The sequence below is a fragment of the Blastopirellula sp. SH421 genome (genome assembly GCF_057808535.1).
In genome coordinates this window covers 679,378-706,041 of record NZ_CM173712.1, presented here as the reverse complement: position 1 = coordinate 706,041, position 26,664 = coordinate 679,378, and the positions used below count along the sequence as shown (strand labels likewise).

Annotated in this window: 21 protein-coding genes; 12 read left to right on the top strand and 9 right to left on the bottom strand. The window is 54.9% G+C overall.

Annotation, left to right across the window (positions count from 1 at the left end; all coding sequences use genetic code 11):
* Positions 1-94: 94 nt before the first annotated feature.
* The 7 genes from SH421x_RS02825 to SH421x_RS02795 all read left to right on the top strand — a co-directional run bounded on the left by SH421x_RS02825 (position 95) and on the right by SH421x_RS02795 (position 8,757).
* Positions 95-1,744: a protein kinase domain-containing protein gene (locus SH421x_RS02825; RefSeq protein ID WP_488853838.1), complete on the top strand. Its 1,650-nt coding sequence runs from the start codon at positions 95-97 to the stop codon at positions 1,742-1,744.
* Complete coding sequence (locus SH421x_RS02820; protein WP_488853836.1) at positions 1,741-3,372, top strand: FHA domain-containing protein; 1,632 nt, start codon at positions 1,741-1,743, stop codon at positions 3,370-3,372. The genes SH421x_RS02825 and SH421x_RS02820 overlap by 4 nt, the downstream gene beginning before the upstream one ends.
* Positions 3,369-4,463 carry a hypothetical protein gene (locus tag SH421x_RS02815; protein WP_488853834.1) on the top strand — a complete coding sequence of 365 codons (1,095 nt, stop codon included), beginning with the start codon at positions 3,369-3,371 and terminating at the stop codon, positions 4,461-4,463. The genes SH421x_RS02820 and SH421x_RS02815 overlap by 4 nt, the downstream gene beginning before the upstream one ends.
* Positions 4,464-4,917: 454 nt before the next feature.
* Positions 4,918-5,976, top strand: a complete 1,059-nt coding sequence (locus tag SH421x_RS02810; RefSeq protein ID WP_488853832.1) for a DUF1559 family PulG-like putative transporter — start codon at positions 4,918-4,920, stop codon at positions 5,974-5,976.
* Positions 5,977-6,106: 130 nt separating this feature from the next.
* Complete coding sequence (locus SH421x_RS02805; RefSeq protein ID WP_488853830.1) at positions 6,107-6,415, top strand: hypothetical protein; 309 nt, start codon at positions 6,107-6,109, stop codon at positions 6,413-6,415.
* Positions 6,416-6,589: 174 nt separating this feature from the next.
* The gene (locus SH421x_RS02800; protein ID WP_488853828.1) at positions 6,590-7,108 is read left to right on the top strand and encodes a sigma-70 family RNA polymerase sigma factor; all 519 of its coding nucleotides are present in this window, start codon (positions 6,590-6,592) and stop codon (positions 7,106-7,108) included.
* A complete protein-coding gene (locus SH421x_RS02795) occupies positions 7,105-8,757 on the top strand; it encodes a LamG-like jellyroll fold domain-containing protein (RefSeq protein ID WP_488853826.1) in 1,653 nt (550 codons plus the stop codon). The genes SH421x_RS02800 and SH421x_RS02795 overlap by 4 nt, the downstream gene beginning before the upstream one ends.
* Positions 8,758-8,850: 93 nt before the next feature.
* On the opposite strand, the gene SH421x_RS02790 is transcribed toward SH421x_RS02795, so the two are convergent.
* The 3 genes from SH421x_RS02790 to SH421x_RS02780 form a co-directional block, all read right to left on the bottom strand.
* Positions 8,851-10,107, bottom strand: coding sequence for an esterase-like activity of phytase family protein (locus SH421x_RS02790; RefSeq protein WP_488853824.1), 1,257 nt, complete (start codon positions 10,105-10,107; stop codon positions 8,851-8,853).
* Between the two features lie 141 nt (positions 10,108-10,248).
* Positions 10,249-11,223 carry a DUF1559 family PulG-like putative transporter gene (locus SH421x_RS02785; RefSeq protein WP_488853822.1) on the bottom strand — a complete coding sequence of 325 codons (975 nt, stop codon included), beginning with the start codon at positions 11,221-11,223 and terminating at the stop codon, positions 10,249-10,251.
* Between the two features lie 96 nt (positions 11,224-11,319).
* Positions 11,320-11,853: a hypothetical protein gene (locus SH421x_RS02780; RefSeq protein WP_488853820.1), complete on the bottom strand. Its 534-nt coding sequence runs from the start codon at positions 11,851-11,853 to the stop codon at positions 11,320-11,322.
* Between the two features lie 421 nt (positions 11,854-12,274).
* On the opposite strand from SH421x_RS02780, the gene SH421x_RS02775 reads away from it, so the two are divergent.
* Complete coding sequence (locus tag SH421x_RS02775) at positions 12,275-13,654, top strand: PQQ-binding-like beta-propeller repeat protein (protein WP_488853818.1); 1,380 nt, start codon at positions 12,275-12,277, stop codon at positions 13,652-13,654.
* A 168-nt stretch (positions 13,655-13,822) separates the two neighbouring features.
* On the opposite strand, the gene SH421x_RS02770 is transcribed toward SH421x_RS02775, so the two are convergent.
* From SH421x_RS02770 to SH421x_RS02755, 4 genes are all read right to left on the bottom strand, one after another.
* Complete coding sequence (locus tag SH421x_RS02770) at positions 13,823-14,908, bottom strand: type III polyketide synthase (protein ID WP_488853816.1); 1,086 nt, start codon at positions 14,906-14,908, stop codon at positions 13,823-13,825.
* Positions 14,905-16,068, bottom strand: coding sequence for an NAD(P)/FAD-dependent oxidoreductase (locus tag SH421x_RS02765; protein ID WP_488853814.1), 1,164 nt, complete (start codon positions 16,066-16,068; stop codon positions 14,905-14,907). Before SH421x_RS02765 ends, SH421x_RS02770 begins: the two co-directional genes overlap by 4 nt.
* On the bottom strand, positions 16,065-16,769 hold the full coding sequence (locus SH421x_RS02760; protein WP_488853812.1) for a methyltransferase domain-containing protein: 705 nt from the start codon (positions 16,767-16,769) through the stop codon (positions 16,065-16,067). Before SH421x_RS02760 ends, SH421x_RS02765 begins: the two co-directional genes overlap by 4 nt.
* Before the next feature lie 453 nt (positions 16,770-17,222).
* Entirely contained in the window at positions 17,223-18,830 is a 1,608-nt protein-coding gene (locus SH421x_RS02755) for an efflux transporter outer membrane subunit (protein ID WP_488853810.1), read from the bottom strand.
* 532 nt (positions 18,831-19,362) lie between these two features.
* Between SH421x_RS02755 and SH421x_RS02750 the strand changes: the two genes are divergently transcribed.
* The 4 genes from SH421x_RS02750 (at position 19,363) to lpxA (ending at position 25,304) form a co-directional block, all read left to right on the top strand.
* Entirely contained in the window at positions 19,363-20,454 is a 1,092-nt protein-coding gene (locus tag SH421x_RS02750) for an efflux RND transporter periplasmic adaptor subunit (protein WP_488853808.1), read from the top strand.
* A 9-nt stretch (positions 20,455-20,463) separates the two neighbouring features.
* Complete coding sequence (locus tag SH421x_RS02745; protein WP_488853806.1) at positions 20,464-23,640, top strand: efflux RND transporter permease subunit; 3,177 nt, start codon at positions 20,464-20,466, stop codon at positions 23,638-23,640.
* Between the two features lie 349 nt (positions 23,641-23,989).
* Positions 23,990-24,418: a hypothetical protein gene (locus tag SH421x_RS02740; protein ID WP_488853804.1), complete on the top strand. Its 429-nt coding sequence runs from the start codon at positions 23,990-23,992 to the stop codon at positions 24,416-24,418.
* Positions 24,419-24,509: 91 nt separating this feature from the next.
* Entirely contained in the window at positions 24,510-25,304 is a 795-nt protein-coding gene (lpxA, locus tag SH421x_RS02735) for an acyl-ACP--UDP-N-acetylglucosamine O-acyltransferase (RefSeq protein ID WP_488853802.1), read from the top strand.
* 278 nt (positions 25,305-25,582) lie between these two features.
* On the opposite strand, the gene SH421x_RS02730 is transcribed toward lpxA, so the two are convergent.
* Together SH421x_RS02730 and SH421x_RS02725 are read right to left on the bottom strand one after the other, a co-directional pair.
* Positions 25,583-25,981, bottom strand: coding sequence for a rhodanese-like domain-containing protein (locus SH421x_RS02730; protein WP_488853800.1), 399 nt, complete (start codon positions 25,979-25,981; stop codon positions 25,583-25,585).
* 95 nt (positions 25,982-26,076) lie between these two features.
* Positions 26,077-26,535, bottom strand: coding sequence for a DoxX family protein (locus SH421x_RS02725; protein WP_488853798.1), 459 nt, complete (start codon positions 26,533-26,535; stop codon positions 26,077-26,079).
* Positions 26,536-26,664 lie beyond the last annotated feature (129 nt).

Genomic DNA, 26,664 nt, shown 5'->3' with positions numbered 1-26,664 from the left:
ATGCTCGCGGCGTCCCGGTTTTTTGGAAAACACACGTAGATAGGTATAGCGACGCTCCCTTGACGGCCATTACCTGCTCCCCAGATCGAATCCTATGACGCCGACCGTTCACATTAAGGTTACCCAAGGTCCCATGAAGGGGCGAACCTATTCCTTTGATAGCCATGATATTTTTCTCTTTGGAAGGAATCCCAATAACTGTCATGCGTTTATTGAGGACGATCCTTTTATCTCGCGACACCATTTTATTCTGGAAATCAATCCACCGCTGGCTCGTCTGCAAGATTTAGGAAGTCGCAACGGCACGTTCATCAATCAGAAGAAGCATGGGGGACGAAAAGATGTCCTCGACAGCAGCCAGCTTGGCAAAGCGACCGGGCCCAGCATTGACCTCGCGAGCGGCGATACCATCAAAGCCGGTAAGACAGTATTTCTGATTTCGGTTGAGCAAGAGGAGATTGGCGCGACCAAGTTTTTTGACTCCACTTCCTATGATTCAGCGCAACTAGCGTCTCCTGCCATTGCCCCCGATGAGCAGCCAGTGATCTCGGTCGATCCCCCACGGCGGCAGACCATGGCCGAGATGGCCTCTCCGTTTGCAGAAGACCAAGAGCCAGCTTCGGCTAGAGAGAATCCTCGGCGACAAACGATGGCCGAAATGGCTTCTCCCTTCGCCGAAGACCAAGTTCCAGCGACGCCAATGGACCATCCACGGCGGCAAACCATCGCCGAGATGCAGTCCCCCTTTGCCGATGAGCCGCGATTGCCGAACGAGGGTCTGCTTGCCGCGTCGCCAAATTCAAACGACGCGAAATGCGAAATCGCGCGGGACAGTAATCCTGTCAGCAATCCGGTGCGTGGGCTTTTAGACCGCGCGGTGCAGACAAGCGAGGCTCCCCTACCGGCGATCAACGGCTACCAGTTGATTCGCGTCTTGGGCGCCGGTGGAATGGGGACGGTCTACTTGGCGAAACCTTCCGGACAAGATACTCCGGTGGCGATCAAATTGCTGAAATCGCAAATGAAAGTTTCCACCCAAGCTCGCACTGCTTTCTTACGCGAAGTGGCTGTCACCAGTCGAATCAAACACTCCAACATCATTCGCTGCGTTGATGCAGGCTGCATCAACAATGACTTTTATTTCGTGATGGAGTATTGCTCAGGTGGTCCCATCAGCCAAGTTTTTCGCGAGCGCAAAGAGTTGCCCAAACCAAAATACATCGCGCGGTTGCTCTACCAACTACTGGGCGCCTTGGCGTTCGCGCATGAAAAGGGGCTTGTGCATCGCGATCTGAAGCCTGCGAATATCTTGATGACGAAGCGAGACGCAAAATGGTGCGCCAAGTTAGCCGACTTTGGTTTAGCGAAGAATTTTGAGCGCGCCGGTTTTTCGGGCATGACAGCAACCGGAGTTTACGGCGGCAGTTTTCCTTTTATGCCGCGCGAGCAATTGACCAACTACAAATATGTCAATCCATCCAGCGACGTCTTTAGCTTGGCCGCTAGCTTCTATCGCCTGATTACCAATCAATACCCCCGCGAAGCAGCAGGTGGACTCGATCCGCTTAGCGTCATCTTGAACGGCAAGATTGTCCCGCTGCGTGATCGCGTTCCCGATTATCATCCCGGACTCGCCAGCTTTCTTGACCATTCGCTATTGGATGACTGTAATGAACGCTTTGCGAACGGCCGCGAAATGCAGACTGCGTTGAAAGCTGTCATGGTGAAAGAAGGTTGGACATGAACGATCAAGATCGCAAGTGGATCATCGGAGCCTCTGCGGAGTGCGATCTCGTCGTCAGCGAACCAACCGTTTCGTCGCGCCATTGCTCGCTGGAACGGAAGTCCGGCAAGTGGTTTCTCGAAGACTTGGGGTCGACCAACGGCGTCTTTGTCAACAGAACCAAACTGACTGAGCGACGTTCCATCACGATGGACGATCAGGTAACGTTGGGAAAAAACGTACCACTTCCCTGGCCCGTTGCGCCCGAACCTGCGCGTTTAGCAACATCCGCGCCGCCAAGCTCGGCAATCCAAATTTCGATAGGCCGGACCAGCGTCAACGATGTGGTCATCAGTCATCCCAGCGTCTCGTCCAAGCATGCCCTCTTGTTGATCGACGAAGGGAAGCTGACGCTTCGAGACCTTCAATCGAGTAACGGCACGTTCGTTGGTCCAGAGCAAACTCGCATTCAGGAAGCAAGCGTCGCCGCCGGCGATACGGTCTTTTTGGGCACCTATGAAACAACCGTAGCGAATCTGCTCCTCACGTCGGACAAGACAATCGCCGGCGTCTCGTTGAACTTGCCGCCGCTCCATGCACCGCAGACGGAAAGTAGCGATACCGGTCGTCGAAACTTGCTACTTGGCTTGGCGATGGGAGGAGCGGTCGCTTTGAGCTTTGTCGTTGCTCTCTTGATTTGGAACAAAGACTCGGCAGTCGTAGTGGATTCGCAGACAGCCGCAAAGCAAACGTCGCTCATCAACCAACCGGTGCTTGAGGAAGATTCAGTTCTGGTTTCAGCCCCCCAGAAAATGATGGAGCCGACCGACGCGATGTATGCGTTGATGTTGGCCGATTCTACTCAGCAGGAACACTATCGAATTGGGTCGGCGATCGCGATTGGTCCGCGTCTCTTACTGACTTCGGCCACCTGCAAAGCGATCGCTAATCTGGCTCACGAGCGTTTTCCGCATGTCGTTCTGCAAGGCGCAACATCCCCCAAGATCCAACAATTTATTGCACATCCCACCTATCTGCAACGGATTAAAGACGGAGACGATGCCGAGCAAAAGTTCAAAGCGCTCCTCGAAAAAGTGCGTCAAACGGGCGCCGAGAACGATGTTCAGACGCAGCTTCGCGACGCCTATCAGCACTACATGACCCTTGCGGAGTTGCCCCATCATTATGATGTCGCCGTCATTAAGGTTGACTCTGATTTGCCTGCCTGGCTGCCGATCGCGCCTGCCGCCAAACTGCCGCCGCAGACCGGCGTCTCGATTTGGAGCTTTGCGTTTGATCGTGTAGCCCCGTACTGCGATCTGCAAACTCCAGCCAAGCTGCGTAATGACAAGGGACGCGTTCGCCAGACGACTGGCGCGGTTGGCGATCCGCACAACCCGCGTTTGCTGGTCGCTCAACTGCCGCAAGTCGATCCAGCGGATCACTTGGGGTTAAACCTTACCGGCGGCGCCGTGCTTGATTCCGAACAACGACTGTTGGCGATTTATTCACGCATCACCCCAGAGCGTGAGCTGAATTCGCCTCCGACCGGCGAGCAATTTGACGCGACGGTCATTGCCGATCTTTCCGATTTCTTTCAACCATATCTTCGCTCTTCCAGCGCATCACAGACAGGGACTGGCAAATGAACGCGACTTCCTCGGTTCGACCACTTGGTCTGGCAGTCTTATTGACGGCGATCTTTGCCGCCGCGCCATCCGCGTGCCTGGGACAGGTATCCGATTTTTATTTCTATGAACGCTCTCCCTATGCGGCGTCGGCGTTGATTTTCGCCCAGGCCGATATGATTCGCGCTCAGGCCGATGCCGCGGTCGACTATCAAGTCGCACGGTCGATTGCCGCTGAAGCCTACTCGAAAGAACTTGATAACGCGCTGAAGACCGTCGAGATCTACTTCGAGCGTCGCGCCGTACGTGACGCGCATGTTTTGAAGAACCACTTGGACGAAGCCGATAAGCGCAAAGAGAAAGCGCTGCGTCGAATTGTGGATCATCCCGAATTGACCGGCGAAGGAATGTCGAACGGCCGCTCACTCAACACTCTGAAAGACGCGCTCCGTCCCACCGTCCTCTCGTTCCAATATCTCGAGGGAGAGGATCCCGAAATTGAAAAGCTCATCGCTCAGTACGACTTGCCACTGGACGTAAAAGCGAAGATTCGCTTGCGATTCACCAATGTTCGTGGCGAGAGCGGCGTTTTCTCGGCAGATACTGGTCGCTTGAATTCCTTTGATTGGTGGCCCTTTCTCTTGCGCGACGATAAGTTCAAGAGCGAACGTGAGGAGATTCAAAGTCTGCTCATCGCCATCCAGCAACGATCTTCAATGCGAACAGAAATCGACAATCAATCGATTGAAGAGTTAGAAGCTGCCGCGTTAAATCTGGCTGGCGAGTTCCTGAAGAACTTTGACCGCACGGAGATGGCCAAAGCCGGCATCGACAAGTTTCGTTTGTATCGCGCTTCAGAAATGCACATGCAAAGCATGATGCTGGCGATCAAACGATTGAAGAACGTCGGCGAAGCGGACGGCGCGTTGAACATGGGAAGTTACAATCCCGATGTCGACGGTAAAAATCTCGCGACGCTGCTGGCCTACATGGCGCGCCACGGAGTCGAGTTCGCTCCGCCCAAACCGGGGGATGAAGACGCCTATCACTTGCTGTTTGAAATGTCCAAAAACCTCTATGTCGCCGCCAGCAGCGACGAGGATTCACTCTAGGCCGAGTCGCCAAACCGCGAATTCTCCGCTTCGAGAACGTGTTTAGCAACGGGTTGCGCGGGTGCGTCCTCCCCCGTAATAGGCTAGTTGATAACGCCCCCCTGAATATCCGCCAACAAGGGGGTATCGCCAAGCAACTCGTCAATTCGCGAATCTTATATCTGCCGATCCAAGGCTCGCCGCCTGCGATTCTCCCTCACCAGGCGCCCATAAATCGCATTTGAATGCCGCTAGAGCCGTGATAAACCGCATTGGAAAATTTGCGGTTTATCAAATCTTTTCTCTTTGCATTCGTCGGATCAATCAAAACAGAGATGCTCTCCTTTTTTTTCAAATTTTCTCGATTCACCCCGTAACCTGGCGCGTAGGTGGGCTATGTGCACTTACTTCATTTTCTATTTCTTGTGCGGCTTAAACCGCATCTTTACGCTCCACCAGTGAAAGCCCCCCGCCCATGCAATTACCCAAACAACCCCGACCTTCAAATTTCGTCGCGAAGAGATCGCGACTAGGTTTTACGCTTGTCGAGCTGTTGGTCGTGATCGCGATCATCGGCGTTTTGATCGCACTACTTCTACCTGCGGTTCAGCAGGCACGCGAAGCGGCTCGCCGGATGAGCTGCTCTAACAACATGAAGCAACTGGGACTCTCGTTTCATAACTATCATGACACCTACCTAAAGTTCCCCGCTTACAGCTACCCTCCTGGCAGCGACCCTGGCTACCCTTACAAAAGCTACAGCGCCTTCACCCAGCTACTGCCGCTTGTCGAACAGTCGGCGTTGTTCGACCTCGTCGCCACGCAGTCCAACAATTTTAATCTTGAGTGGTATAACGGCGCCGTTTCCGCTTCCAGAACAAAGATCTCGGCGTTCAAGTGCCCCTCGGATCAAGACTTTCCCGGGTATGCCGGCATGAACTATGCCGTCAGCATTGGCGCCACCAAAGCTTACTCAAGCCTAGCCTCACAGAACGGTATGTTCCGCGGCGATGGAGGAGCAAAGAATGATGAGCTGGGCATGAAGGACGTGACCGACGGGCTTAGCAATACGCTGATGGTGTCAGAACAACTTGTCGGCGACAACAATGATAACGCCTACATGGCCGGCAATTCGTCCGAGCTGCTCTTCGCCAGCAGCGATCCCTCTTGGACCACCTTTCCGACGCAGGCCGATTTAAATGCACTTGGCTCCGGCTTGCCGACAGACAGTGCTCGTAACGGAGACTCGGTTCAAAACAGCAGCAATGGTCGCGAATGGATTGCCGGCTTGCCGGCTCAAACCGCGATCAATACGGTCGCTCCGCCGAACTGGCAGTACAGCAATTGCCAAATGAGCGGAAGCGGTTTCGCTGCCGATCGCAATGGCGTTTATGCTCCCCGCAGCCGTCACCCAGGCGGTGTGCTGGTGACCGCAGGAGATGGTTCGTCACGCTTCATCGCCGAAACGATCGATCTCCTGACATGGCAAAACTTTGGTGCTCGTAACGACGGAAATGTCGTGCAACTGGATTAACCAATCGACAAACGTCCAAACCTGAACAGGGGCTGAGTTGCGTCAAACAATCAGCCCCTGTTTGATCTATTCGCCCTGACGCCATGCGGCGACAATTGTCTCCCAATCAAGATTTTTCGAGGACTCCCCGATGCACACGCTGGTCCGCATTTCGCTGCTTACGGTTTCCATTCTGGCATTTATCGGCTGCGGTGGCCAAAGTGATTCGGTCCCCGCCCCGACGATCACGCCGACCGAGGCCCTCAGAAATGACCTTCAGTACATCGTCGATCATCAAACCGTGGGAAGCGAAATGATGACGATCCAAGACAACATCAATAAACTCAAAGAAACTGATCCCGAGAAGGCGGCCAAACTGCAAGCAGGATATCAGATTCTTGAGAAGTCTCAGCCCAGCCAAGCCGTAGCGCAAGCCAAGAAAATGATCGGCCAACTGTAAAGCCTGCAGTTGTCCGATCCTTTCGATGTGCAGCGGATAGATCCGCGACATCTCCAACAACCCGGCGTACCGCAGACAACGGACGCCGGGTATGCGACAATCGACTAGCTGTTTATAAGGCGGCCGACTCGTTCTCCCTTTCTTCTCTTTGGGACCTTGCGTCAGGAATTCGGTATGAACGACGCCGGGGAATTCATCCAACTTCTGACCTCCCATCAGAGTCGAATCTACGCCTACATTTTGTCACTTGTATTCGACCGCAATGAAGCGGACGATGTGTTACAGCAGACCAACGTCGTCTTGTGGCGCAGCGCTGACGAATTTGAACTTGGCACCAACTTTGTCGCCTGGTCGTTTCGCATCGCCTACTATCAGGTGCTCGCCCATCGCAAGCAAAAGCATCGTGAAAAGCTGATATTTGATGACGACATACTGAGCGATTTGGCTCAGGTCGCTAGTGACAACAATCAGACCTTCATCGCTCGCCAGCGATTGCTGCGTGAGTGCATCCAAAAGCTGAATGAGCAACAGCGCCGCGCGGTTGAGCGCCGATACCGAAACGGCGCCACGCTAGAGTCGATCGCCAACGAAACGGCGCGAACGGTCAATGCAGTCAAACAAACCCTGTTTCGTGCCCGTGAAAACCTCATCCGGTGCGTCAACAGAGGACAAACGGAGAACGCATCCGCATGACGCCGCAACAGAGAAAAGAGCTGGGCGAACTGATCAGCTCGCTACTCGACGATGGCCTCACCGACGATGATCGTCGCCGCCTCGCCGATCTATTACGGAATGATCGCGAGGCGCAACGCTATTACGTCGAACATTGCCAGGTTCATTCGATGCTCGCGTGGGAGCATGGGGTTTTATCTGAGATCCCCTTCGAGACGGCGACGCCCGCGACTCCGCTTCCCAGCGACACAAACTCAAAAATGCCGCTCTACCGTTGGCAGTTGATTGCGCTGGCGGCGACGGTCTTGTTTCTGGCGACATTCGCCTGGAACGTCTACCAAGCTTCTATCGTCCGACAATTGGATTTGCAGCCGCCGCTTGCCGTAATTCAAAACATGCCGCCCAGCACTCCTTGGGAGCAGCGAACAATTTTTGGCTCGTTTTCTCAAGCCCGCGGCGCGCAACTCTCGGTACCCGACTTGCAGTTAAAACTTCAGCAAGGAGATCCGCTGCGGAATGGTCGCTATCAGCTTTCGTCAGGCTTCGCCGAAATCAAATTCAACAATGATGTCGAAGTGCTGGTCGAATCACCAGCCGAATTTGAGATTGTAAGCGACATGCAGCTGATCATGCAGCGCGGTCGAATCTCGGCGATTGTCTCGCCCGCGGGGGAAGGCTTTCGGGTCGAGACCCCTTCGATCGAACTGACCGATTTTGGGACCGAATTCGCCGTAGAGGTCTTGCCTGACCAAACGAGCGAAGTGCATGTTTTTAGCGGAGAAGTCAAGGTCGCACCCAAGCTGGCGTACGACGGAATGGAACTGCTTCAACTGGTCTCTAACCAGGCGACCCGCGTGCGACAGTTCAGCGGAATTCCCGAAGGCATCGACATTGACCTGGATCGATTTTTGCGCCGCTTGAATGAGACGCCGCGGCTGGATATCGGCTATGAGAACTTGATGAACGAACTGAATCCCGTGATGTTATTTCAGATGGCGCCAACCTTGGATGGCATCACGTTAACCGATCACGGAAGTCGCCAGTCGCACGGGATTCTGCAGTCAGAAAACATGGAGCAAACTCCGTTCAAACCGGGCCGTATCGGAAGTTCGCTCTATCTTGGCGGACCAGGAACAAGAGCCTACGCCAAAGTTCCCCACTATCGGCCGATGACGAATGGCGCGATCTCGGTCTCTGCTTGGGTCAAAGCCGAAAGTCGACCACACTGGGCCGCAATCGCCAAACAATGGGCCATCGAATTTGATAAGCAGAATCAACCGTACGGGATTGGGGGGCAATTCCATTTCGGCCTGCATGAGTTTGCCGGAGGCTTGGAAGTGCAAGTTCGTGACGCGAATAAAAGCGTCATCAAACTGCGCGAGCAAAAACCGATCCCCCTGGGACAGTGGCAACACGTCGCGTTTGTTGCCGATGGGCGACAGTTGCGACTTTATCGCAACGGCACCGAGATTGCGTCGACCGAATGCATCGGCCTGGCGACCGATGGTCCTGACTCACTTGGGATCGGCGCCAAGCTCTCTCCTGATGGCGCCCAAGCTGACAGGTTAAACCCCGGCTATTGGCATGGCAGAATCGATGAGCTGAGCATTTTCGACCGCGCGTTGACCCCAGAGGAACTCACGCGAATCTATCAGACGACGCCCCACTAGACTTGAACGGCGGATCAAAGCGAGCGGCGCCGCCGAGCGAATCACCAAATCGGATTCGCTCTGGCGGCTTCTAATCGTGCCGATCGGCGTCAGTTACTCTGGCGCCGCGAGCGTCTTTGCGTCGACCGCAAACACCCAAAAGTTCGTCGGGTAAGCGGCTTCAAAGTCATTATCGACAGCACACACGATCGTCTGGCGGCCATCCGCCAACTTCGGGCCAAAGGTGAGCCCTTCGATTTTCTCTGGCATGTTCTTGCCGGCCAGATGAAACTCGGGCGCCATAAAATCGAGGAATAGTCGTTTCTGAACCGGCTTAATCGCGGCAGGCAACTCATCTGCGGGAATCGCATCCAGAGCAGCAATATCGGTCGCGCCTTGCAGATCAATCAAGGCCAACCGTCGATGCTTCGCCTTCTCTCCCCGTTCTCCATCTCGTTCCAATACCAAATACTGCTGAGGACCGCAGGCCAAGATCTCGCTCATCCCATTGGCCGTATCGTCCATCGGATATACAAACTCGCGAATGTTGCCGGTCGCAATTTCGATTTCAATCAAACGCGCGTTACAGCCAATTACCTTCCCCTTGGCGTCGCGCCGACCGTCTTGCAGTAGGCAACTTTGCATGATGCCGTACAACTTTTTCCCATCTTGAGAAATCGCCAGCCCCTCCATACCACGGTTGGAGACGCGTCCGATTTTATTCTGCTCGATCTCGGCCTCCTTTGAATCCGAAGCATAGCGAACGGTCAGGTGAGACGGCATCACAAACCGGCGTGTCTCATGGTCATTCGCATCAAAGGCGATCACCATCGGACCATATTCGTCGGAGATGAATTTGGTTCCATCGGCCAACACACGAACGCCTTCGGGATCGAAACGACCAGCACAAGTTTTCGAGCATTCAACAGCAGCCGCGGCTCCGGTATAGGGACGATCCTGCGAATCATGCAACACGTGCGTTTCTTTTAGCTCAACCGAGACCGCCCTCTTCGCCTTGGGATCGACGTGAATCTCAACAACCTGATAGCGACACTGATAGCCGGTCGCACCATCATCCGGGCCACGATCGGGCAGCGCGATATAACGATTTCCGCTTCCGGTGTACTCCAGGGCAGAGATCCCGCCAAAGCGGTTGTGCGGCTCGCCGTTTTCTAGCTTTTCTGTATGACCAGAAAAATCTTTCGCGGTTCCTGAGATCTGCGCTTCACCCAGAAACTCAATATCTGGCGCGGCGGCTTCCGCGGCGAATAGCTTCACCGGATATACGATAGACGCCGGGCAAACGGACATCGCCAAAACCAAACTGGCGAACCGGGTACGACAGCAATACTTGGTGAAATTTTTACTCATAGAATGCTAGGATCAACAAAAGGGAGATGGGAAATAAAATTCGATGACTCGCGGTCCGTAACGCACTGCCAAGCAGCGCAAAACCAAACTGGTCGGCAAGTGATGCGCCGACCAGTCAGGTTGATAAGACAACAGTGACAATTAGAATTCGCCGTTCACTTCGCCACCGGCTCGCGTGCAGAGATAGACAAACGTGCTGGTGTCGACGGTCTCAGCAACAAATCGAACCGATCCGTCCGACAATGCGAACTGGGCGCCGCCGCTGTGAAAACTAAAGACTTCACTGACATTGATCGCGTTAATCATGCGGGGACCATAAGGAGTTAGGCCATCGGAGGTGGCGCCGTTGATGCTGAAACCACAATCCGGATCGGCCCAGCCGGTGCCGTCATGCGCGACATACGTGCCGCTGAGGTCGGCAACTTTGTCGTCTGTGTAGCTGGCGAAAGCTGCTGAATCCATCACCCCTTTGCTGGAATAGACAAGCGGATTGCCCGACTTTTCAGCGACCATCAACGTGTTCGATGTTCCATCGGTAATGTCACGCAACTGATTCTTGACCCCCTTCGCAAGCACGCCGGCACGACTTGCATCGCCGGGATCAGGCAAGCCCAAGACGGTCGTATAAACTTTCTTTTTGATCTCGTTGATGCTGCCGTAGTCACCGGCGGCGGCGCCTTTGACCCAAAAGTCGTCTTGACGATCCGAGCCCGGCGTCGACGGACAAACAAACGCAGCCAACTGCTGGCTAACGGCAGGGCGATTCGCCGCCGAACTCCAGGCCTGTTTGTAATCAACAATATCGCTCAACGAGCCTTGCTCGATAAAAGGCAAGATCAACGTCGTCCACGACTGATAGCCGCTATCGTTGCCGGTATGGTCATAGATCTCAACATTCGGATCAAGACGGCTTGGCGGAAGACAACGATGCGTGCTTTCGTAGTTGTGCAAAGCAAGCCCAAGCTGCTTGAGGTTGTTCTGACAAGTCATCCGGCGAGCGGCTTCTCTCGCTTGCTGGACGGCCGGCAGCAGCAGTGCGATCAACACGCCGATGATCGCAATGACGACCAACAATTCAACCAACGTAAACCCGCGACGCGAAACAGACATTTTCATTTCAAACCCCTTTGATTTTTTAAGCATTGCCTCAGAAGACCAAACGCGGTCCTCTCCCTCTGAATTCGTTCTCTGCTGACAGCTAGACGCGCTGGATCACTTCAACTCAATCACCGGCAACGTCGTCTCTGAGTCGCCGACCTCAACGACAATCCCAGAAGTCCCAGGCTTCGTAAATTTGCGTGGCAGCTTTTCGGGCAGGTTATCTTTCTGGTCTTCGGTCAGCCCCTTCAGCGGCCCCGACCAAGAGACCGCAACTTGATATTTGCCGGCCGGCGCCCCATCAGCGGTTCGGTAGGTAGAGACCCGAAAGCTGCCATCTGCAGTCGACTGCGCTCGCGGCACAACCAACGCCTGGCCGGCGACTGGGGTCGTCACAGGATGCAAACTGATAAACGCGTCTTCCAGAGGTTTTCCCTGATAGGAGATACGCCCCGAGACAGGCGTAACTTCCGGTTCGCTCGCTCCTCGATTGGCGCCCGAGCACCCGGCAAGCGCCAGCACGCAGGCCAGCAAACCTACCAAAGAGCACGGCTGCACCCCGGTCCACGTGTTCTTCTGAGCAGTTTTTCTGTTAGTCCGAACCATGTTCTCACGAAGTATTAAAGCCAACTTGAGTAGTGAAGGCACACATCCTCTCTTCAACGTATTAAGATCTCGTGATGAATAGATTTATCTAACAGGAATATTGTTAATCCGATTGCCCAAGCCCTAGCCCCCTACTTTAGGCACGCATGTCTAGCCATAAATGCCGTTTTGTTCGCCAGCAAAGCAAAAAAACTTTCTGAACGGGGATCCATCTAGCAACTAATGAAGCGCCGCAACGGAAATTTGCCGAGCAGTGAGTGGACTGCGTGGCAACTTGTTTGACTGCTGGTCAAATTTTGCAGCCGAGATTGCTTCCCTCTCCTCGCAATCGCAGCAGGAAATATGGCTAGAATTTTGGGAACCCCCATCGCGAATGCGGGGTTCAATTCTGGCGTGGAGTTCTGCTTCCCCCCAACAGGTCCATCAAAAACCGCGTTTTGCGCTGCGGCAAGGAATACATAGCATGAGATCGCTCGTTTTTTTACTTTCACTGACCGCCTGTGGTTCCAGTGCTTTCGCCCAGTCGGCCCAGCCTTTCGATTGGCCGCAGTGGCAAGGGCCCAACCGTGACGCGATTTCGCTAGAACCAGGGCTGTTACCAGAGTGGCCCGCAGCTGGCCCTACACTAGCTTGGAAGGTCACCGGCCTAGGCGGTGGAGACAGCACTCCATCGATCGCCGCTGGGCGAATCTTTGCGATGAGTATTCGCGGCGATGACGAAGTGGTCTGGGCATTGTCCGAAGCGGACGGGAAAGAGCTGTGGGTTTCGCGTCTGGGGCCTGCTTACTCGCAGCGGATGCCGCAGTCCAAGGAAGGCCCTGGCGCGACTCCGACCGTCGACGGCAAGTTATTGTACGTCATGGGAATGGCCGGCAACGTCGCTTGCCTAAATGTTGAAGATGGCAAGATCGTTTGGCAACGCGACTTAAAGACGGATTTCGGCGGAGCGATTCCGGCTTGGAGCTATCGCGAATCGCCGCTGATCGACGGCGATAAACTAATCTGCACTCCCGGCGGCAAAGAAGGAAACGTAGTAGCCCTAAACAAGCTGACCGGCGAAACCCTCTGGCAAAGCAAAATGCCGGAGACCGAAAAGGTCGCCGAGGCGGAGCCTGCTCCTGCTGCTCCGCGTCCCAGTGACTCTGGCGATTCAGGCCGGGGGCGTCGCGGCGGCTTTGGCCGCGGACGTGGTGGACCCAGCGCCGGCGCTGGTTACGCTTCGGCAATCGCGATCGATGTGGATGGAGGCAGACAATACGTCCAGTTCACGGCCAAGTCTTTGCTAGGGATCGACGCTTCCAACGGCGAGCTTCTGTGGCGTTACGATCGGCCGGCCAATGCGATGGGGATCAATTGCTCGACACCGATTTATCATGATGGTTTAATCTTTGCCGCTTCCGCCTACGGAACCGGCGGGGGCGCCGTAAAGCTGATCCAGCAAAAAGACGGAAAGTACGCCGCCGAAGAGGTCTATTTCACAAGCAGCATGCAAAACCACCACGGCGGCATGATCGTCCATGATGGGGCGTTGTATGGTGGCAACGGCGGCAACGGAGGAGGCTTCCTCTGCTGTCTCGACTTCCAAACCGGCGACATCCTCTGGCGTGAACGTGACGCTCAAAAAGGATCACTCACCATGGCCGGCGATCGTCTCTACCTGCGCACCGAAGATGGCGCCGTCGTTTTGATCGAGCCGAATCGAGAAAAGTACATCGAACGAGGCCGCTTTCAACAACCAGATCGCAGCGACAGTCCTGCGTGGGCACACCCAGTGATCGCCAACGGCAAACTGTACATACGCGATCACGACGCCCTGTTTTGCTATGACGTGAAAGCGAAGTAAGACAACGCAAATGCCTATTGCCGATAGTAGCTTCCGCCCGATCGCCACGCTCGTTTAGAAGACCGGCGGCGGCCCAACAGTGAAAAAGGGGCAAAGAACCAACTGCAAAAATCCAACAGAACTCGACTCCACAAAAGCCGCCAAGCTTGGCGGTGCGATGCTTCGATCTTAGCTGCTCGCCGGTTCTAGCAGCGCCGCTTCGGCAGTCAGTCCAGGGCCAAATGCGATCATCACAATGGGTCGATCGACTTGATTTCGGAGTTGTTCAAATAGGAACAGCACCGTCGGGGAAGACATGTTGCCAAAATTTCGCAGGATTTCTCGCGAAGACGCACAAGCGTCCTCCGGCAAATCCAATCCTTGCTCTACGGCGCTGATAATTTTTGGGCCGCCGGGATGCACGGCCCAACCGCCGATCTGTTCCAACGCATAGTCAAATTGATGGAGCCAGGCCGACAGCCAATTTCGGACATGGGCTTGAATCAACCCAGGCACACGGCCGGTCAAACGCATTTCAAACCCATGGTCGCCGATCATCCACGACATTTCGTCGCGTGATTCTGGCAGCACGCAAGAGCCGGTTCCGCGGATTGTCCAATTGGCTCGCTCTTGCGCAGCGCCGCCAATCACCAGCGACGCAGAGCCATCCGCAAATAACGCATTCCCCTTGACCCCTTCGGCGTCCCAATTCAATCGATAGTGCAGACTGCATATCTCGACGGCGCAAAGCAAAACGACCGCATTGGGATCTGCGTCGGCAAACGCCTGAGCTACTCGCAGTCCATTAATCGCCGCATGGCACCCCATGTAACCAACATGCACGCGTTGAACCGTCGGACGCAGCGAGAGGGACTCAAACAAACTGAGGTCAACGCCCGGCGCCGAAAAACCAGTACATGACACCGTCACCAAATGCGTAATCCGCCGCGCATCGATCCCTGCATCCTGCAGTGCGTTGCGGGCTGACGCTTCTGCAAGTGGAGGAGCAAATTGGTGGTAGAGCGCCATTCGCTCGCCGGTACTGGGACCACCGTGGTCTTGATCCTGATGGGAGTCCTGCTTCCACTGATAGCCAACGCGCCAGGGCAAGACGGTATGACGCTGCTCGACTCCGCTGCTGCGAAATAGAACTTTCAGATAACGGGCCTGACTCTCATCGCGGCATACCAAGTCTGCGGTCATCTGCAGCGCCTCGGCTTGTTGCACAATTTCAGACGGCGCCGCGGTACCGACGCCCCAAATTCGATTGGTCATCCTGCAATCCTTCTATTGACCATGCCGGCGACTGCACGCCCCATAGCAGGAAATTGAGCGGTAACAGCGATCGCTGTTCGTACAAGTAGCGGCCGGCGCAAGAGCTGACTCAATCCGCGACAAATCCATTGTCGCTGCGTTACCAGGGCGTTTTGTTCATGATTCCAGCGTTCTCCTAACTCCGCTGTCCAACCTGTTAGGGCCGCTTGCTGGACGAAGGGAACAACCGCAATTCCGCTCCGGATCGCGGCCGCCATTCCTTCTCCGGTGAACGGTTCTACGTAACCGACTGCATCACCAACGACGAACAATCTTTCGGCAGTTGCACGTCGCGACCGCGTCAATGCAACCGTCCCTTGCCAATTGTGATTTGTCGCATGCTCCGGCCAGAGGAGATCGCAAGATTCTAAAATGCGCCGACAGACGTTGGCGGCGCCAGACTCGCGGAGACCGGACAGTTGGACCGCCGCAGCGATGTTCAAACGATCGCCTTCTAGTCGCGTGACGCCAACATATCCTTCGCGACCGACCGCCATGTAGATGGTGCCTGGCGCATATGCGGATGAGGTGTCGGAAAATGCGGTTTGTACGCCCACTTTTGAACCAGTTGCGATTTTAAAATCGCAGCCGAGATCACCCGACATCGGCTCACTGGCCAGCCCTGTAGCCACCACGACAATCGCCGCTTGAACGGTTTCTGTTCCCTGCGGATGACGACAGGTCAATCGTCGGATTGGGGTCGCCGCCTGTTGCGGTTCGATGCGCACGTCGACCCCGGGCAAGAAGCAAACCCCTGCCGAGATTGCCACTTGCAACAGAGAGTTGTCCAGCAAAGAGCGAGAAGTCGCTAGTCCGCCGGGCAAGTCGATCTCGGCATGTCCAGAGCCTGAGCATAGCCGCAAATTGCGCAGCGGTCTGGCGCCGATCGCCTCTAATTGAGTCTGCAGTCCCAACTGTTGCAAGTTGGCGACTGCTTCCGCGTTGAGACATCCGCCGCAGACTTTCTCGCGCGGAAAGTGCTTGCGTTCCAGCAGCAAAACTCGTACGCCGCGACGCGCCAATTCTAAAGAAGCCACAATTCCGGCCAAGCCGGCCCCGACCACAACAACCGGCCAGGTAACTTGGCTGGCGGCGGTCCCATCCATTGTTGCTTGACTCATGGCTTGCTCCATTGAAGCAAAAATCTCTGGGGCCATTGATACGAAATCTGGCTCCCCTCAAGTCCCGCTTGACGAGCCAGATTTTGGGCTTCGGCCGGCGTGAACGCGGCCGAGACCGAGAGCGGACCATCCACATGACAGATAGGAGATCGTGATAGCAGACGAATCCCTACCCACGCCAAAAGGTAGCCCAACCGATTGCGGCTCAAGTCACTGACCAAGACCATTCGGCGCGCTGATTCACGCATCGAACGTAATACGCTTATCGCCTGATCTTCACTCAGGTGATGTAGAAACAGGGAGCAACAAATCACGTCATAGTCATCCGGCAGCGCAGAATCGACGACATCCGCATTAAAAAAATCGACCTCGCACCCTGCCATTTTTGCTGCGGCTTGGGCGTGAGAGATTGCGGTGGGACTGCGATCGCAGCCTGCCATCTGGAGCGGAATCTTGGCATGAGCCGCTTTTCTCGCCAAAGCTATCGCCGTATCTCCTCCGCCACAAGCAAGATCTAACACACGCAGCGGTTGCGAGCGAACATTGGCGGCCAACGGTCGAATCCGATTCCACAATGTCGCCGCATTTCGACTAAGGAGATTAACGCGGGCTAACCCGCGCAAAGCCTGCGCATGAAGCTTTGGATCAAGTCCCGGTTGATCCATTAATTCTGGTTCGAGACGGCGTTGGGCGAGTGTCATGCGATCTATGTTAGTGCATTTTCGCCGCAGCCTGGTTTTCGGAGCACAAATAAACCAAAGGGGATGACCCCTGTGCGAGAGGCGTACAAAACCCGAAACAAAGGGACCGTCCAAACTCGATTGCTGGTCGATCGATTCAATAAAACTTGCACATATAGCGGGGTCGCGCACAAATCTTCGCGGCAAATCGGCGGTGCTTGCCCGCTACAAATAAGTCTGCCTTGGGTTGAATACTTTGGCCCCTCATTCCGGCCGCTTTCGCATTCACAAGCAAATGCCGATCCGGCTTTGTGTAAGCTATCTCACCAAGTTAGCGGAGAGAGCCATTAGAAACATTTGATATTAGGCAAATACTGAAGATTTAACGGGATCGCCAACCGCCGTCGCTTCCGGATCTTGCGATCGGCTGCGAAGGCAGACGTTTAACGATATCGCGGCCTGCTTTTGGCGCGATTAATTTCCTACAGGGTTTTCCAACACTTCATCGATTGGCAAAGTTTTATCTGCTGGCGGCGCCTCGATCTCTTCCGCATTAGAAGGTTCAGGAGGTGCTTCCTGCACGGCAGGCGGTCTCGTCAGATATGGCGACGGCCAGCCGCCCCCCAGCGATCGATAGATAGAGACCACGCCTTGGGCGACATTGCCTTTGGCGACGGCGGCGGCGACTTCCTGTTGCGTCTTGGTATTTTGCACGTTGAACACACGATTGAAGTCAATTTCCTCCCCTTCCTTAAACTGCATCGTGATTAGCTTATTGGTTCTGTCGGCGGCCTCGGCGGCTTCCAACTGCAAGCGAAGTTGCTCTTGGGCTTTAAGAAATTGAACAATCGCGTTCTCCGCTTCCAGATTGGCGGTGAGGACCGATTGCTGATAGATCGCCAACAACTCCTGAAACCGCGCGTCTTGGAAGCGGACGTTTCCAACAATGCGTCCGTAATTCAAAATATTCCATTGAAATGTCGGCCCTACCGATCCAAACCCCGATCCGGTGCGGAACAGATCCTTGAACTGATTCGCACTTCTACCAACCGTTCCGACCAGTGAAATGTGTGGATATAACTCGGATTCAGCCACTCCGATCACCGCGCTTTGTGACGCTAGATTTCGTTCTGCGCGGCGGACGTCAGGACGCTGCAACAAGGTTGCCGCCGGAATCCCCAGTGCGATCTCCGGTTCTACATTGGGGATTTTTCCGGGGCCCAACATATCTACGATCGCTTCAGGCGGCGCCCCCAACAATACGCACAATAGGTTCTGCGATTGCCGTAGTGAGATCTCCAATCCCGGCACTAGCGCTTCGGTTTGCACCAGACTTGATTTTGCCTGTTGCACGTCAACATCGCTCGATTCGCCGTTCAGCAAGCGAATCTCCGTCAGCTCATAGGTCTTCCGTTGATTCAAAACATTCAATTGGACAAGTTCCAACCGCGTTTGAAGCGTGCGGATGTCGATGTACGTCTGGGCGACATCGGCTACCAATGTGACCACCACGTCCCCATAGTCGTAGACCGAAGCCTCCAGGTCGGCGTCAGCAGATTCGATTGCGCGCCGATAACGGCCCCAAAAGTCAACTTCCCAGGCCAGCCCAAACGACCCTTGCCAACTACTGAAGTGTCGATCAAAGCCGGGGGCGCCTGGGCGAAGATTATGCGAGTACGATGCCGAAAGATCTTGCTGCTGTGGGAACAAGCTGCCCACGGCAATTTCGCGCAGCGCTCGTGCCTGCATGATTCGCGCCCCGGCCTGTTGCACCGTCAGATTTTGCGAGTAGGCCTCGGTAACCAGTTGATTCAAAACCGGATCATTGAAGGAGGTCGACCACCAAGCCACCGCATCAACAGGGTCCTCGACCACGCGTTTGTCGTCAGCGTCGATCCAGTCCTGCGACACCTCGACTGCCGGAGTACGATAGCTGGGGCCTACTTTAAAGCCGTTCGCCACCCAGTCGCGCGGACTGGTGCAGCCCAAGCCTACCAATCCAATCCAAGCCAACCACAGCACCATTCCCAGCCGGAATGGGTGAATTGCTCGGTTCGCAGCTGGATTCGACGAAAAACGCATCAAAAATCTCTAAAAATCCGCAAGACCAGAACAGACGCTCTCTACCCTACAATCGATGAATCCAGTGAGACCGGTACAGCCTTTTCTCTGTCGCCCGAAAAGGTTCACACAAACCCTTAATTGCCGGAGTCAAAGCCGTCCTGATCGCTATAATCGGTAAGCTTGCGAAGCTCTCGCATAAATCCAGCCGCACCGAATCCGAGCACGAGCGTCCCACCAACTGCTATCACTCCCCCTTACTCTGGGCAGTAAGCCTAAGCCAAGCAGCCCTCCTGTCCCGTTGCCGACTGGTTTTCGTCGCAACGATGCATGTCAACAATCAGCCGCTTCTTCCCTCACTCGATATTCCAACTATCGTTAGTAAACGTGGTTTCAACGCATGGCAAAGACTTCAATAACAACTTCGATTCTGGCGGGGCACTTGCTCAGGCTGGCGATCCCATGCGCGATTCTTGCCGCAGGCTGGTTCGGCTTTCAACGACTGGCCATTCAAATAGAGCGGCCTCCTCGACCAATCCCCAAAAAGGTCTTGTTGCGATCTCGCGTCGTCGACCTTGAAGTGGTCGACTACCCGGTCGTGGTGAAGACACACGCCGTCGTCCAGGCTCACAACCAAGTGACGCTGACCGCCCAGGTCTCTGGAGTAGTCCTAAAAATCAGTCCTGCCTTTGAAGTTGGCGCCTACTTCAAACAGGGTGAAATTCTCGTCGAGATCGATCCCAGCGACTACAAAACGGCGATCGCGATCGCTGAGTCAGAATTGGCCTCGACCAAGTCAGAACTCAAGCTCGCGAAACTGGTTGAAGAACGGAAGCTGAGACTGGTTGAATCAAATGCCGTTTCTCAAGGAGAGGTTGACGCAGCATCCGCGAGCCGCGAGCAGGCGGAAGCCAACGTTGCATTGGCCGAAACAAGAGTCGAGCAAGCGAACCTCGATCTTCGCCGCACCAAGATCGTCGCCCCGTTCGATGGCCGAGTCATGTCCAAGCTGATCGGCGAAGGACAATTGGCAGGAGCAAATTCTCCCCTGGGAGAAGTTTTCGCCATCGACTACGTCGAGGCGCGCCTGCCGATCTCGGGTGAGCTGCGAGAATTTTTGCAGTTGCCCGAGTTTGCTGACGATCCGCCAATCCCTGTAGAACTCCGCGATGGCATCCGAGCTTCCAACGAAACGGTCTGGCGCGGGAAGATTATTCGTACCGAAGGGGAACTAGACGAGAATTCTCGCGACCTGTTCGCTATCGCGAGAATTGACGATCCCTTCGGCGCCGAGTCAGGCGTTCCCCCGCTGCGAATCGGCCAGCCGGTCATCGCTTCGATCGAGGGGAAAGTACTGCGAGATGTCATCGCTTTGCCTCGCGGCGCTGTGCGCCAGCTCGATAAGATCGTCTTGGTCAACAGCTCAGACCAAACGCTGCTTCCCGTCTCGGTAAAGCCGCTGTGGTCCGACGCCGAAAAGGTGATCGTCGACTCCTCGACAATCCCCAAGGGGATGTGGTTGGCGACAACTCCGATGCCTTTTACGCCCAAGGGCGCCAAGATCGAAATCATCCCGCCTGCGGATACGGCGATCTCGATCGCAGATTCCGCATCGAAAGAGACCGAAAAAAACCCCACCAACTGACAATAGCCCATGATTCGCTGGTTTACTACAAACGGAATCGCTGCGAACTTCATGATGCTGGCGATCTTGGTCGGGGGAGTCTATACGGCCCTCTACAAAATCCCGCTTGAAGTCTCTCCAGAGCGCAGCTTTGAATCGATCTTCGTCAGCATGGATTACCGCGGAGGGACTGCAAAGGACGTCGAGCAAGCCATCCTGATCCCGATTGAAGAGTCGCTGGAAGGGGTTGAGGGTATTCGCGACATCATCTCTGAAGGTCGCCAAGGTCAGGCGAGAATCATGATCGACGCCGAGCCAGGCACCGATCTGCGGGCGCTGATGGACGATGTTTCGAGTCGCATCAACACGATCACAAGCTTTCCGGATGAAACGGAACTCCCGCAGATCGCCATCCCCGATTCTTCAAACTGGTGGGAAGTGCTCAGCATCGCTGTCACAGGCCATCTGAATCCACACGAGTTACGAGAGATTGCGCGCAAAGTCCAGGAAGACATTATTGCGCTGCCGGGGATCAGCCGAGCGCAAGTGCAAGGAGACCGAGAGTACGAAATCAGCGTCGAGGTCAACACGACAAAGCTGCTGGCTTACGGCTTAAGCTTGCAAGATCTGTCGCAAGCCATCCAACAATTTTCGGTCGACTTGCCGGCCGGAACCATCGAAAGCGCTAGCGGCACTTTCATTATTCGGACCCGGGGGCAAGCGTACTCAGAGCAAGAATTCGCCAAGACCCCGATCCTCGCCGCCAACGGCTCTTCCGTACTACTGGGCGAGGTCGCGACTATCAACGACGGCTTTGAAGAAGGGGAAAAGATCGTTGAATTCAACGGCAGTCCCTCGCTGTTTGTTGAAGTGATGCGCACCGGCAGAGAGAACGCGATCGATATCTCGGATAAGGTGCACCAATACGTCGAAAATTCACGCAGTCGATTTCCCGAAGGGATAGAGCTGTTCATCTGGGATGATGAATCGGTCGAGATTCGTGGCCGCATGACAACGCTCGTCACATCGCTACTGCAAGGCAGCCTGCTGGTCATGTTGCTCTTGGGGCTCTTCCTGCGTCCCGGGCTCGCGTTTTGGATCGTGGCCGGCATCCCGGTTGGTTTTGCCGGGGGAGTCATGATGATGCCGTTGTTTGGGGTCACGGCAAACGTAATGAGCCTATTCGGGTTCATCATCGTCGTCGGGATCGTCGTTGATGACGCCATCGTGACCGGTGAAAACGTCTATTTGAAAATGAAGGAAGGGATGTCTCCTCTGGAAGCAGCCATCGAAGGGACCCATGAAGTCGCGACGCCGGTCACATTTGGCGCGCTGACAACCATGGTGGCGTTTATACCGCTCCTCTTTTTTGAGGGGAGTTGGGGCGATTTTGCGTCGCAGGTGCCGCCGGTCGTTGCGCCAGTGCTTCTTTTTTCGCTGATCGAATCCAAGTTAATCCTGCCGGCTCACTTGAAGCATCTCCGGCCAGTCCCTCGTAATAACCCGTTTACGCGATTTCAAACATCGATCGCCAACGGTCTCGAATATTTCATTGAGCGGTTTTACCAGCCATCCCTTGAATTCGCGGTGCATCATCGCGCCTCGGTATTGGCCTGCTTCGCTACGGCAATCCTACTGATGGCCGGCTATTGCTTAAGTGGTCGCATGGAGTTCGTCGCCTACCCGACCATCGAACAACAACGGATCTCGGCCGAATTAGATATGCCGGATGATACTTCACTGGAGACGACCGCTCGGTATATGGCCAGGATCGAAGCTGGATTGCTCCAGCTTCAAAAGGAGTTCATCGATCCCGAGAGTGGTGAGTCGCTGGTCCGAAATATCTCGAAGCTGGTCGGGGCCGCTCGGATCCATCGAGACTTTGATAAGTCGCGCGGAGCGATTTCTTTCGAGGTCTTGGCCCCGTCGTTGCGTAGTTCGGACGGGCCCAAGAACAGCGACCTGGCTGCTCGCTGGAACGAGATCATCGGCCCCATCCCCGAAGCGACCGAATTCCGCATCCGTGCTGATTCCAGCATTAACCGTGACCGGGATGTTGATAATGAGAACCTGAATATCGAACTACGCGGACCGATGTCGCCCGAGAAGGCCGAAGTCGCGCGACAGATCAAAAGCTTGCTAGAAGAGTACAAAGTGTTCAGTTCGGCTTGGGCCAACATCAACTACGGCCAGGATGAATTGGAATTGCGACTTAAACCGCTTGCTGCTGAACTGGATGTGACGCAGCAGCTGCTGGCGCAGCAGATCCGCCAATCATTCTTTGGCGAAGAAGCCCAACGCGTCCAACGCGGGACCGATGATATTCGCGTCATGGTTCGCTTGCCTCGCGCGCAGCGAGAAGCTCTCCATACGCTCGACCGCATGCGAATTCGTACGCCGCGCGGTGTAAGCGTACCGCTCTCGACGGTTGCTGAAGTCTCCTTTACTCAAGCCCCCTCCTCCGTAGACCGAAAAAATGGCGCCGAGGTTCTGCGCTGCGGCGCTCAACCGGTGGACGAGACCGTTGATATCCTGGGAATTGCCGACGAACTCTCCCCCAAAATCGCAGAGCTGTGCCAGCCGCACAACTTAACCTTCCAGTATGTCGGCTATGTCGCAGAGGCGGCCGACGCACAGAAGAAAACGATTCTTGGAACGTGTCTCTTGGCTTTCGTCTTGTATGGATTGCTTGCGGTCGCCTTAAAGTCACTAGGCCAGCCCTTTTTCGTAATGCTGGCCATCCCGTTCGCGATTATCGGCGCGTTGCTAGGGCACATTGCAATGGACATTACTCCTTCCTACCTTTCCATATTCGGCATGCTGGCCCTCGCAGGCGTCGCCGTCAATGACACGCTTGTGATGGTTGACTACGTCAATCATCGCCGCGCCGCAGGAGCCACCCTGCAAGAGGCGGCGCTCCAGGCCGGCGCTAGACGTTTCCGCCCGATCATGCTGACTTCGGTCACCACGTTTGTCGGCCTCGTCCCGCTGCTTATGGACAAGTCGCTCCAAGCCCAATTCTTGATCCCAATGGCGGCGTCCCTTGCTTTTGGAGTGATGTTCGCCACGATTGTGACGTTGTTCTTGATACCCTGTGCGCTGCTCGCCTCCGAGGATGTCGGCAGATGGTTAACAGCGATCACGCAGTGGTACTTCCGCCCCTTCCGCGCTGACGATCACCACGCCGCCAACAACGATTCACCTTAACGCGCTGCGATCGCTGGTGACGCCGTCAGCAAGCGACTTATGAGCTCGGCCCCTGGTCGGCGGTGGATTCCCGTAGTACCCCGGTCAGGTCAGCTCAAGAATAACCAGACGTTCTCTCCAATTATCCTGACTGGGCGGCTCCCCGCGGGGCGACGACAATTCTTTTTGCCTGTGGAATTATTTAGGGAGCCAGCTGAAACATCGGATTTCCCCTGGGCTGCCGCATTTATCGCCAGCAAAGCCAAGAATCCCCCCCGAATCTTACTATTCTGTTTTCCAGGTTGACCTTGACCCAAGCCCCGCTTTTCGAGACATTCCGAGAAAATTCTCAAGCAAGGATGTTTCGAGCATGGGCTGGCCTCACAGGATGATTTTGACATACATGGTGGTGACCATCATGCATGTTCCATTTCCTGTGTTGGATGGCGACAATCTCCGCAGCGGAGAGGCTCGTCCCGCACTGGCCCTAGCGGCCAGCGACGCCTTTGACGTCGATTTCATCCTGCTCGGCTGTGATCCGCCCGATGACTCGGATGATGGCCCTGTTGATGATGACCCTGAAAATGGATCGAGCTCTAGCTTTGGACCGGCGTTTTCGTCTCCAAAATCCCCTAGTCAGCTTATTTTTCAATGCGTGTATCACCAGCATGAACTCGCTACAACCAGCGATCTGCTGCTCTGCCAGAAGCCGGCGGTTGATCTGCCTGCCGAAATTAGCTTTCGGGACATCTCATTCGGAAGACTGTGTCAAAGCGGATCCGCCCATCTGCGGCGCTGAGCAGGCGATTTAGTCCGCTTCGCTTGTCACATTCCTTCACTATGCACTTTTGGCAGCCTGAAAAATTAGCTGCTCTAGAATGAGAAATCCGATGGGAATTCATCCGACCGCTTACATTCACCCGGATGCGGAAGTTCATCCTTCGTGCGAAATTGGGCCGCATGTCATCATTGATGGTCCTGTAAAGATTGGTTCCAACTGTCATCTTGGGCCTTCGGCGATTGTCATGGGACGCACCGTGATCGGCGCTGACTGCTCGATTCATTCGCACGCCGTCATCGGCGATATTCCGCAAGATCATAAGTACGCAGGCGCCGCTAGTTACTGTCGGATTGGGGATGGCTGCGTTGTCCGAGAGGGCGTCACGATCCATCGTGCTTGCGTAGAAGAAGCAACCACCATTGTCGGCGATCGATGTTATCTCATGACCAATTCGCACGTCGCTCACGACTGCGTGCTGGCCGAGGAAGTGACCTTGGTCAGCGGAGCCTTGTTGGGCGGACATGTCCAGGTTGGCCGCCGAGTGATTATTTCTGGCAACACCGGCATCCATCAGTTTGTGCGGATCGGAGAACTTGCGATGGTCGGCGGCGTGGCCATGATCAGCCAAGATGTTCCCCCGTTCGTCATGACCAATCACGACGGCGAGATCGTGGGCCTCAACGCAATTGGCCTGATGCGTGCGGGCGTCTCTTTGGAAGAGCGGCAAGAAATAAAAGCGTTGTTTAAGCTTGTTTATCGGTCTGGAATGTCTCTGGATCAATCGACTGAATTGGCGTCTGAAATCGCTGTAACCAGCGCCGGTCGCCGATTCGCAGCCTTTTTTGATGTCGGATCACGCCGTGGAATTCGCAGATCCACCCTGACTCGCAGAGCTGCCGCCTAATGGCATGCAAGCGGGTGCGAGCGAGGTAAAGCTCGGACAACACAATCCATCTGGCAAGCTCAAAAATGTGGCTGTAAAGATGATTAAATCAGAGATGACTTGAAAACAAGCGGTGGCCATCTCTTGGCGACGCGGGAGATTCGCCGAGTTGTTTTATTGCGAATTTCCGCAACTCAACCACCGCGATCGTCGCGTTGCATAGGCTCAGCCAAGTCGCTCCCGACTTCGCGCCTGGATCAGCAAGTTCTGTTGCAGAGCGAAGCGCGTACGAGAAGCGACTACTCTTTCGCCTGCGGAAAACCTGCGGCAATTAGTTCTTTGTAGCCCGGTTGGACTGCCTGAACGGTGTAGCCATACTTCTCAAGCAGGCCTCCTGCGGTGACGGCTCGTTTGCCGACGACGCAATGCGTGTAAAGTGGTTTGTCTTTGGGCAATCGCTTCAGATCCGCTTCGGTCATGCCATTTTGAAGCTTGCTTAACGGCAGAAAGATCGCTCCCGCGACATGCCCTTGATCCCACTCTCGTTTCTCTCGAACGTCTACGAGAACTGCTTTCTCGTCGTCAATTTTTCGCTTAATTTTCGCGAGCGACTCCTCCGAGATTTCTGCCGCAGAGACAAGGCTAGAAAGCACACCAAGTATGATAATCGCAAAGAGAAAGTAGCGTTGGAGTTGCATGAGGAAGAGTCCTGTAAATTGAATGGACAAGCGAGAAGCCTGGCTTTTTGGAATTAGGCATTCTATCACGAGCCCAGTAATGCCTGAACCGGAAGTCATTTTTCGACCGACTCGGCATCGATCCCCTTGCTGCTGATTCGTTTGTCCAGCGACCAACTTCCGGCCCCAACGATTAACAGGTAAATCGATCCCAGGAGCATCGAGAAATCGGTGCGCGCGTCGTGCGCCATCTGCCAAAAACCTTTCTCCATCAAAATCGGAAACTTGGTACTGACGATGGCGACCAACATGATGGTGATCGTCGGCAGGACGGCCAGTCGCGTCAACAATCCGAGCACGATAAAGACGCCGCAGACGATCTCGAAGCTGGCGACAAAGTAGGCCAGAAACTCCGGTTCCGGCAGGCCGATCTTGATAAATCGCCCGACCCCATTCGCAGCGGGATACAAGACCTTCTGAATTCCTTCCGAGAGAAAAACGAGCCCCACCATCAGCCGAATCAGCACGATGGATGCAGATGCATGCGTCACAACAATTTTGCGTAACCAAGTCATTGAGATATTTCCTTTGTCGAGTCCGGGCTATCAAGAAGTCTGGTGAGAACATGCGGCGGAACGCCCATTGAAAAACCACTCCGCCAACAAAAAATCACCAATCCGATTCCCCCCATGTACGGCCCTGCC

Bases quoted from the DNA above. Each gene is read 5' to 3' on its own strand.
- SH421x_RS02810 (WP_488853832.1), top strand. From the start codon at position 4,918: ATGCAATTACCCAAACAACCCCGACCTTCAAATTTCGTCGCGAAGAGA.
- SH421x_RS02795 (WP_488853826.1), top strand. From the start codon at position 7,105: ATGACGCCGCAACAGAGAAAAGAGCTGGGCGAACTGATCAGCTCGCTA.
- SH421x_RS02775 (WP_488853818.1), top strand. From the start codon at position 12,275: ATGAGATCGCTCGTTTTTTTACTTTCACTGACCGCCTGTGGTTCCAGT.
- SH421x_RS02815 (WP_488853834.1), top strand. From the start codon at position 3,369: ATGAACGCGACTTCCTCGGTTCGACCACTTGGTCTGGCAGTCTTATTG.
- SH421x_RS02825 (WP_488853838.1), top strand. From the start codon at position 95: ATGACGCCGACCGTTCACATTAAGGTTACCCAAGGTCCCATGAAGGGG.
- SH421x_RS02740 (WP_488853804.1), top strand. From the start codon at position 23,990: ATGGGCTGGCCTCACAGGATGATTTTGACATACATGGTGGTGACCATC.
- SH421x_RS02770 (WP_488853816.1), bottom strand. From the start codon at position 14,908: ATGACCAATCGAATTTGGGGCGTCGGTACCGCGGCGCCGTCTGAAATT.
- SH421x_RS02760 (WP_488853812.1), bottom strand. From the start codon at position 16,769: ATGACACTCGCCCAACGCCGTCTCGAACCAGAATTAATGGATCAACCG.
- lpxA (WP_488853802.1), top strand. From the start codon at position 24,510: ATGGGAATTCATCCGACCGCTTACATTCACCCGGATGCGGAAGTTCAT.
- SH421x_RS02755 (WP_488853810.1), bottom strand. From the start codon at position 18,830: ATGCGTTTTTCGTCGAATCCAGCTGCGAACCGAGCAATTCACCCATTC.
- SH421x_RS02805 (WP_488853830.1), top strand. From the start codon at position 6,107: ATGCACACGCTGGTCCGCATTTCGCTGCTTACGGTTTCCATTCTGGCA.
- SH421x_RS02730 (WP_488853800.1), bottom strand. From the start codon at position 25,981: ATGCAACTCCAACGCTACTTTCTCTTTGCGATTATCATACTTGGTGTG.
- SH421x_RS02725 (WP_488853798.1), bottom strand. From the start codon at position 26,535: ATGACTTGGTTACGCAAAATTGTTGTGACGCATGCATCTGCATCCATC.
- SH421x_RS02745 (WP_488853806.1), top strand. From the start codon at position 20,464: ATGATTCGCTGGTTTACTACAAACGGAATCGCTGCGAACTTCATGATG.
- SH421x_RS02765 (WP_488853814.1), bottom strand. From the start codon at position 16,068: ATGAGTCAAGCAACAATGGATGGGACCGCCGCCAGCCAAGTTACCTGG.
- SH421x_RS02785 (WP_488853822.1), bottom strand. From the start codon at position 11,223: ATGAAAATGTCTGTTTCGCGTCGCGGGTTTACGTTGGTTGAATTGTTG.
- SH421x_RS02790 (WP_488853824.1), bottom strand. From the start codon at position 10,107: ATGAGTAAAAATTTCACCAAGTATTGCTGTCGTACCCGGTTCGCCAGT.
- SH421x_RS02820 (WP_488853836.1), top strand. From the start codon at position 1,741: ATGAACGATCAAGATCGCAAGTGGATCATCGGAGCCTCTGCGGAGTGC.
- SH421x_RS02800 (WP_488853828.1), top strand. From the start codon at position 6,590: ATGAACGACGCCGGGGAATTCATCCAACTTCTGACCTCCCATCAGAGT.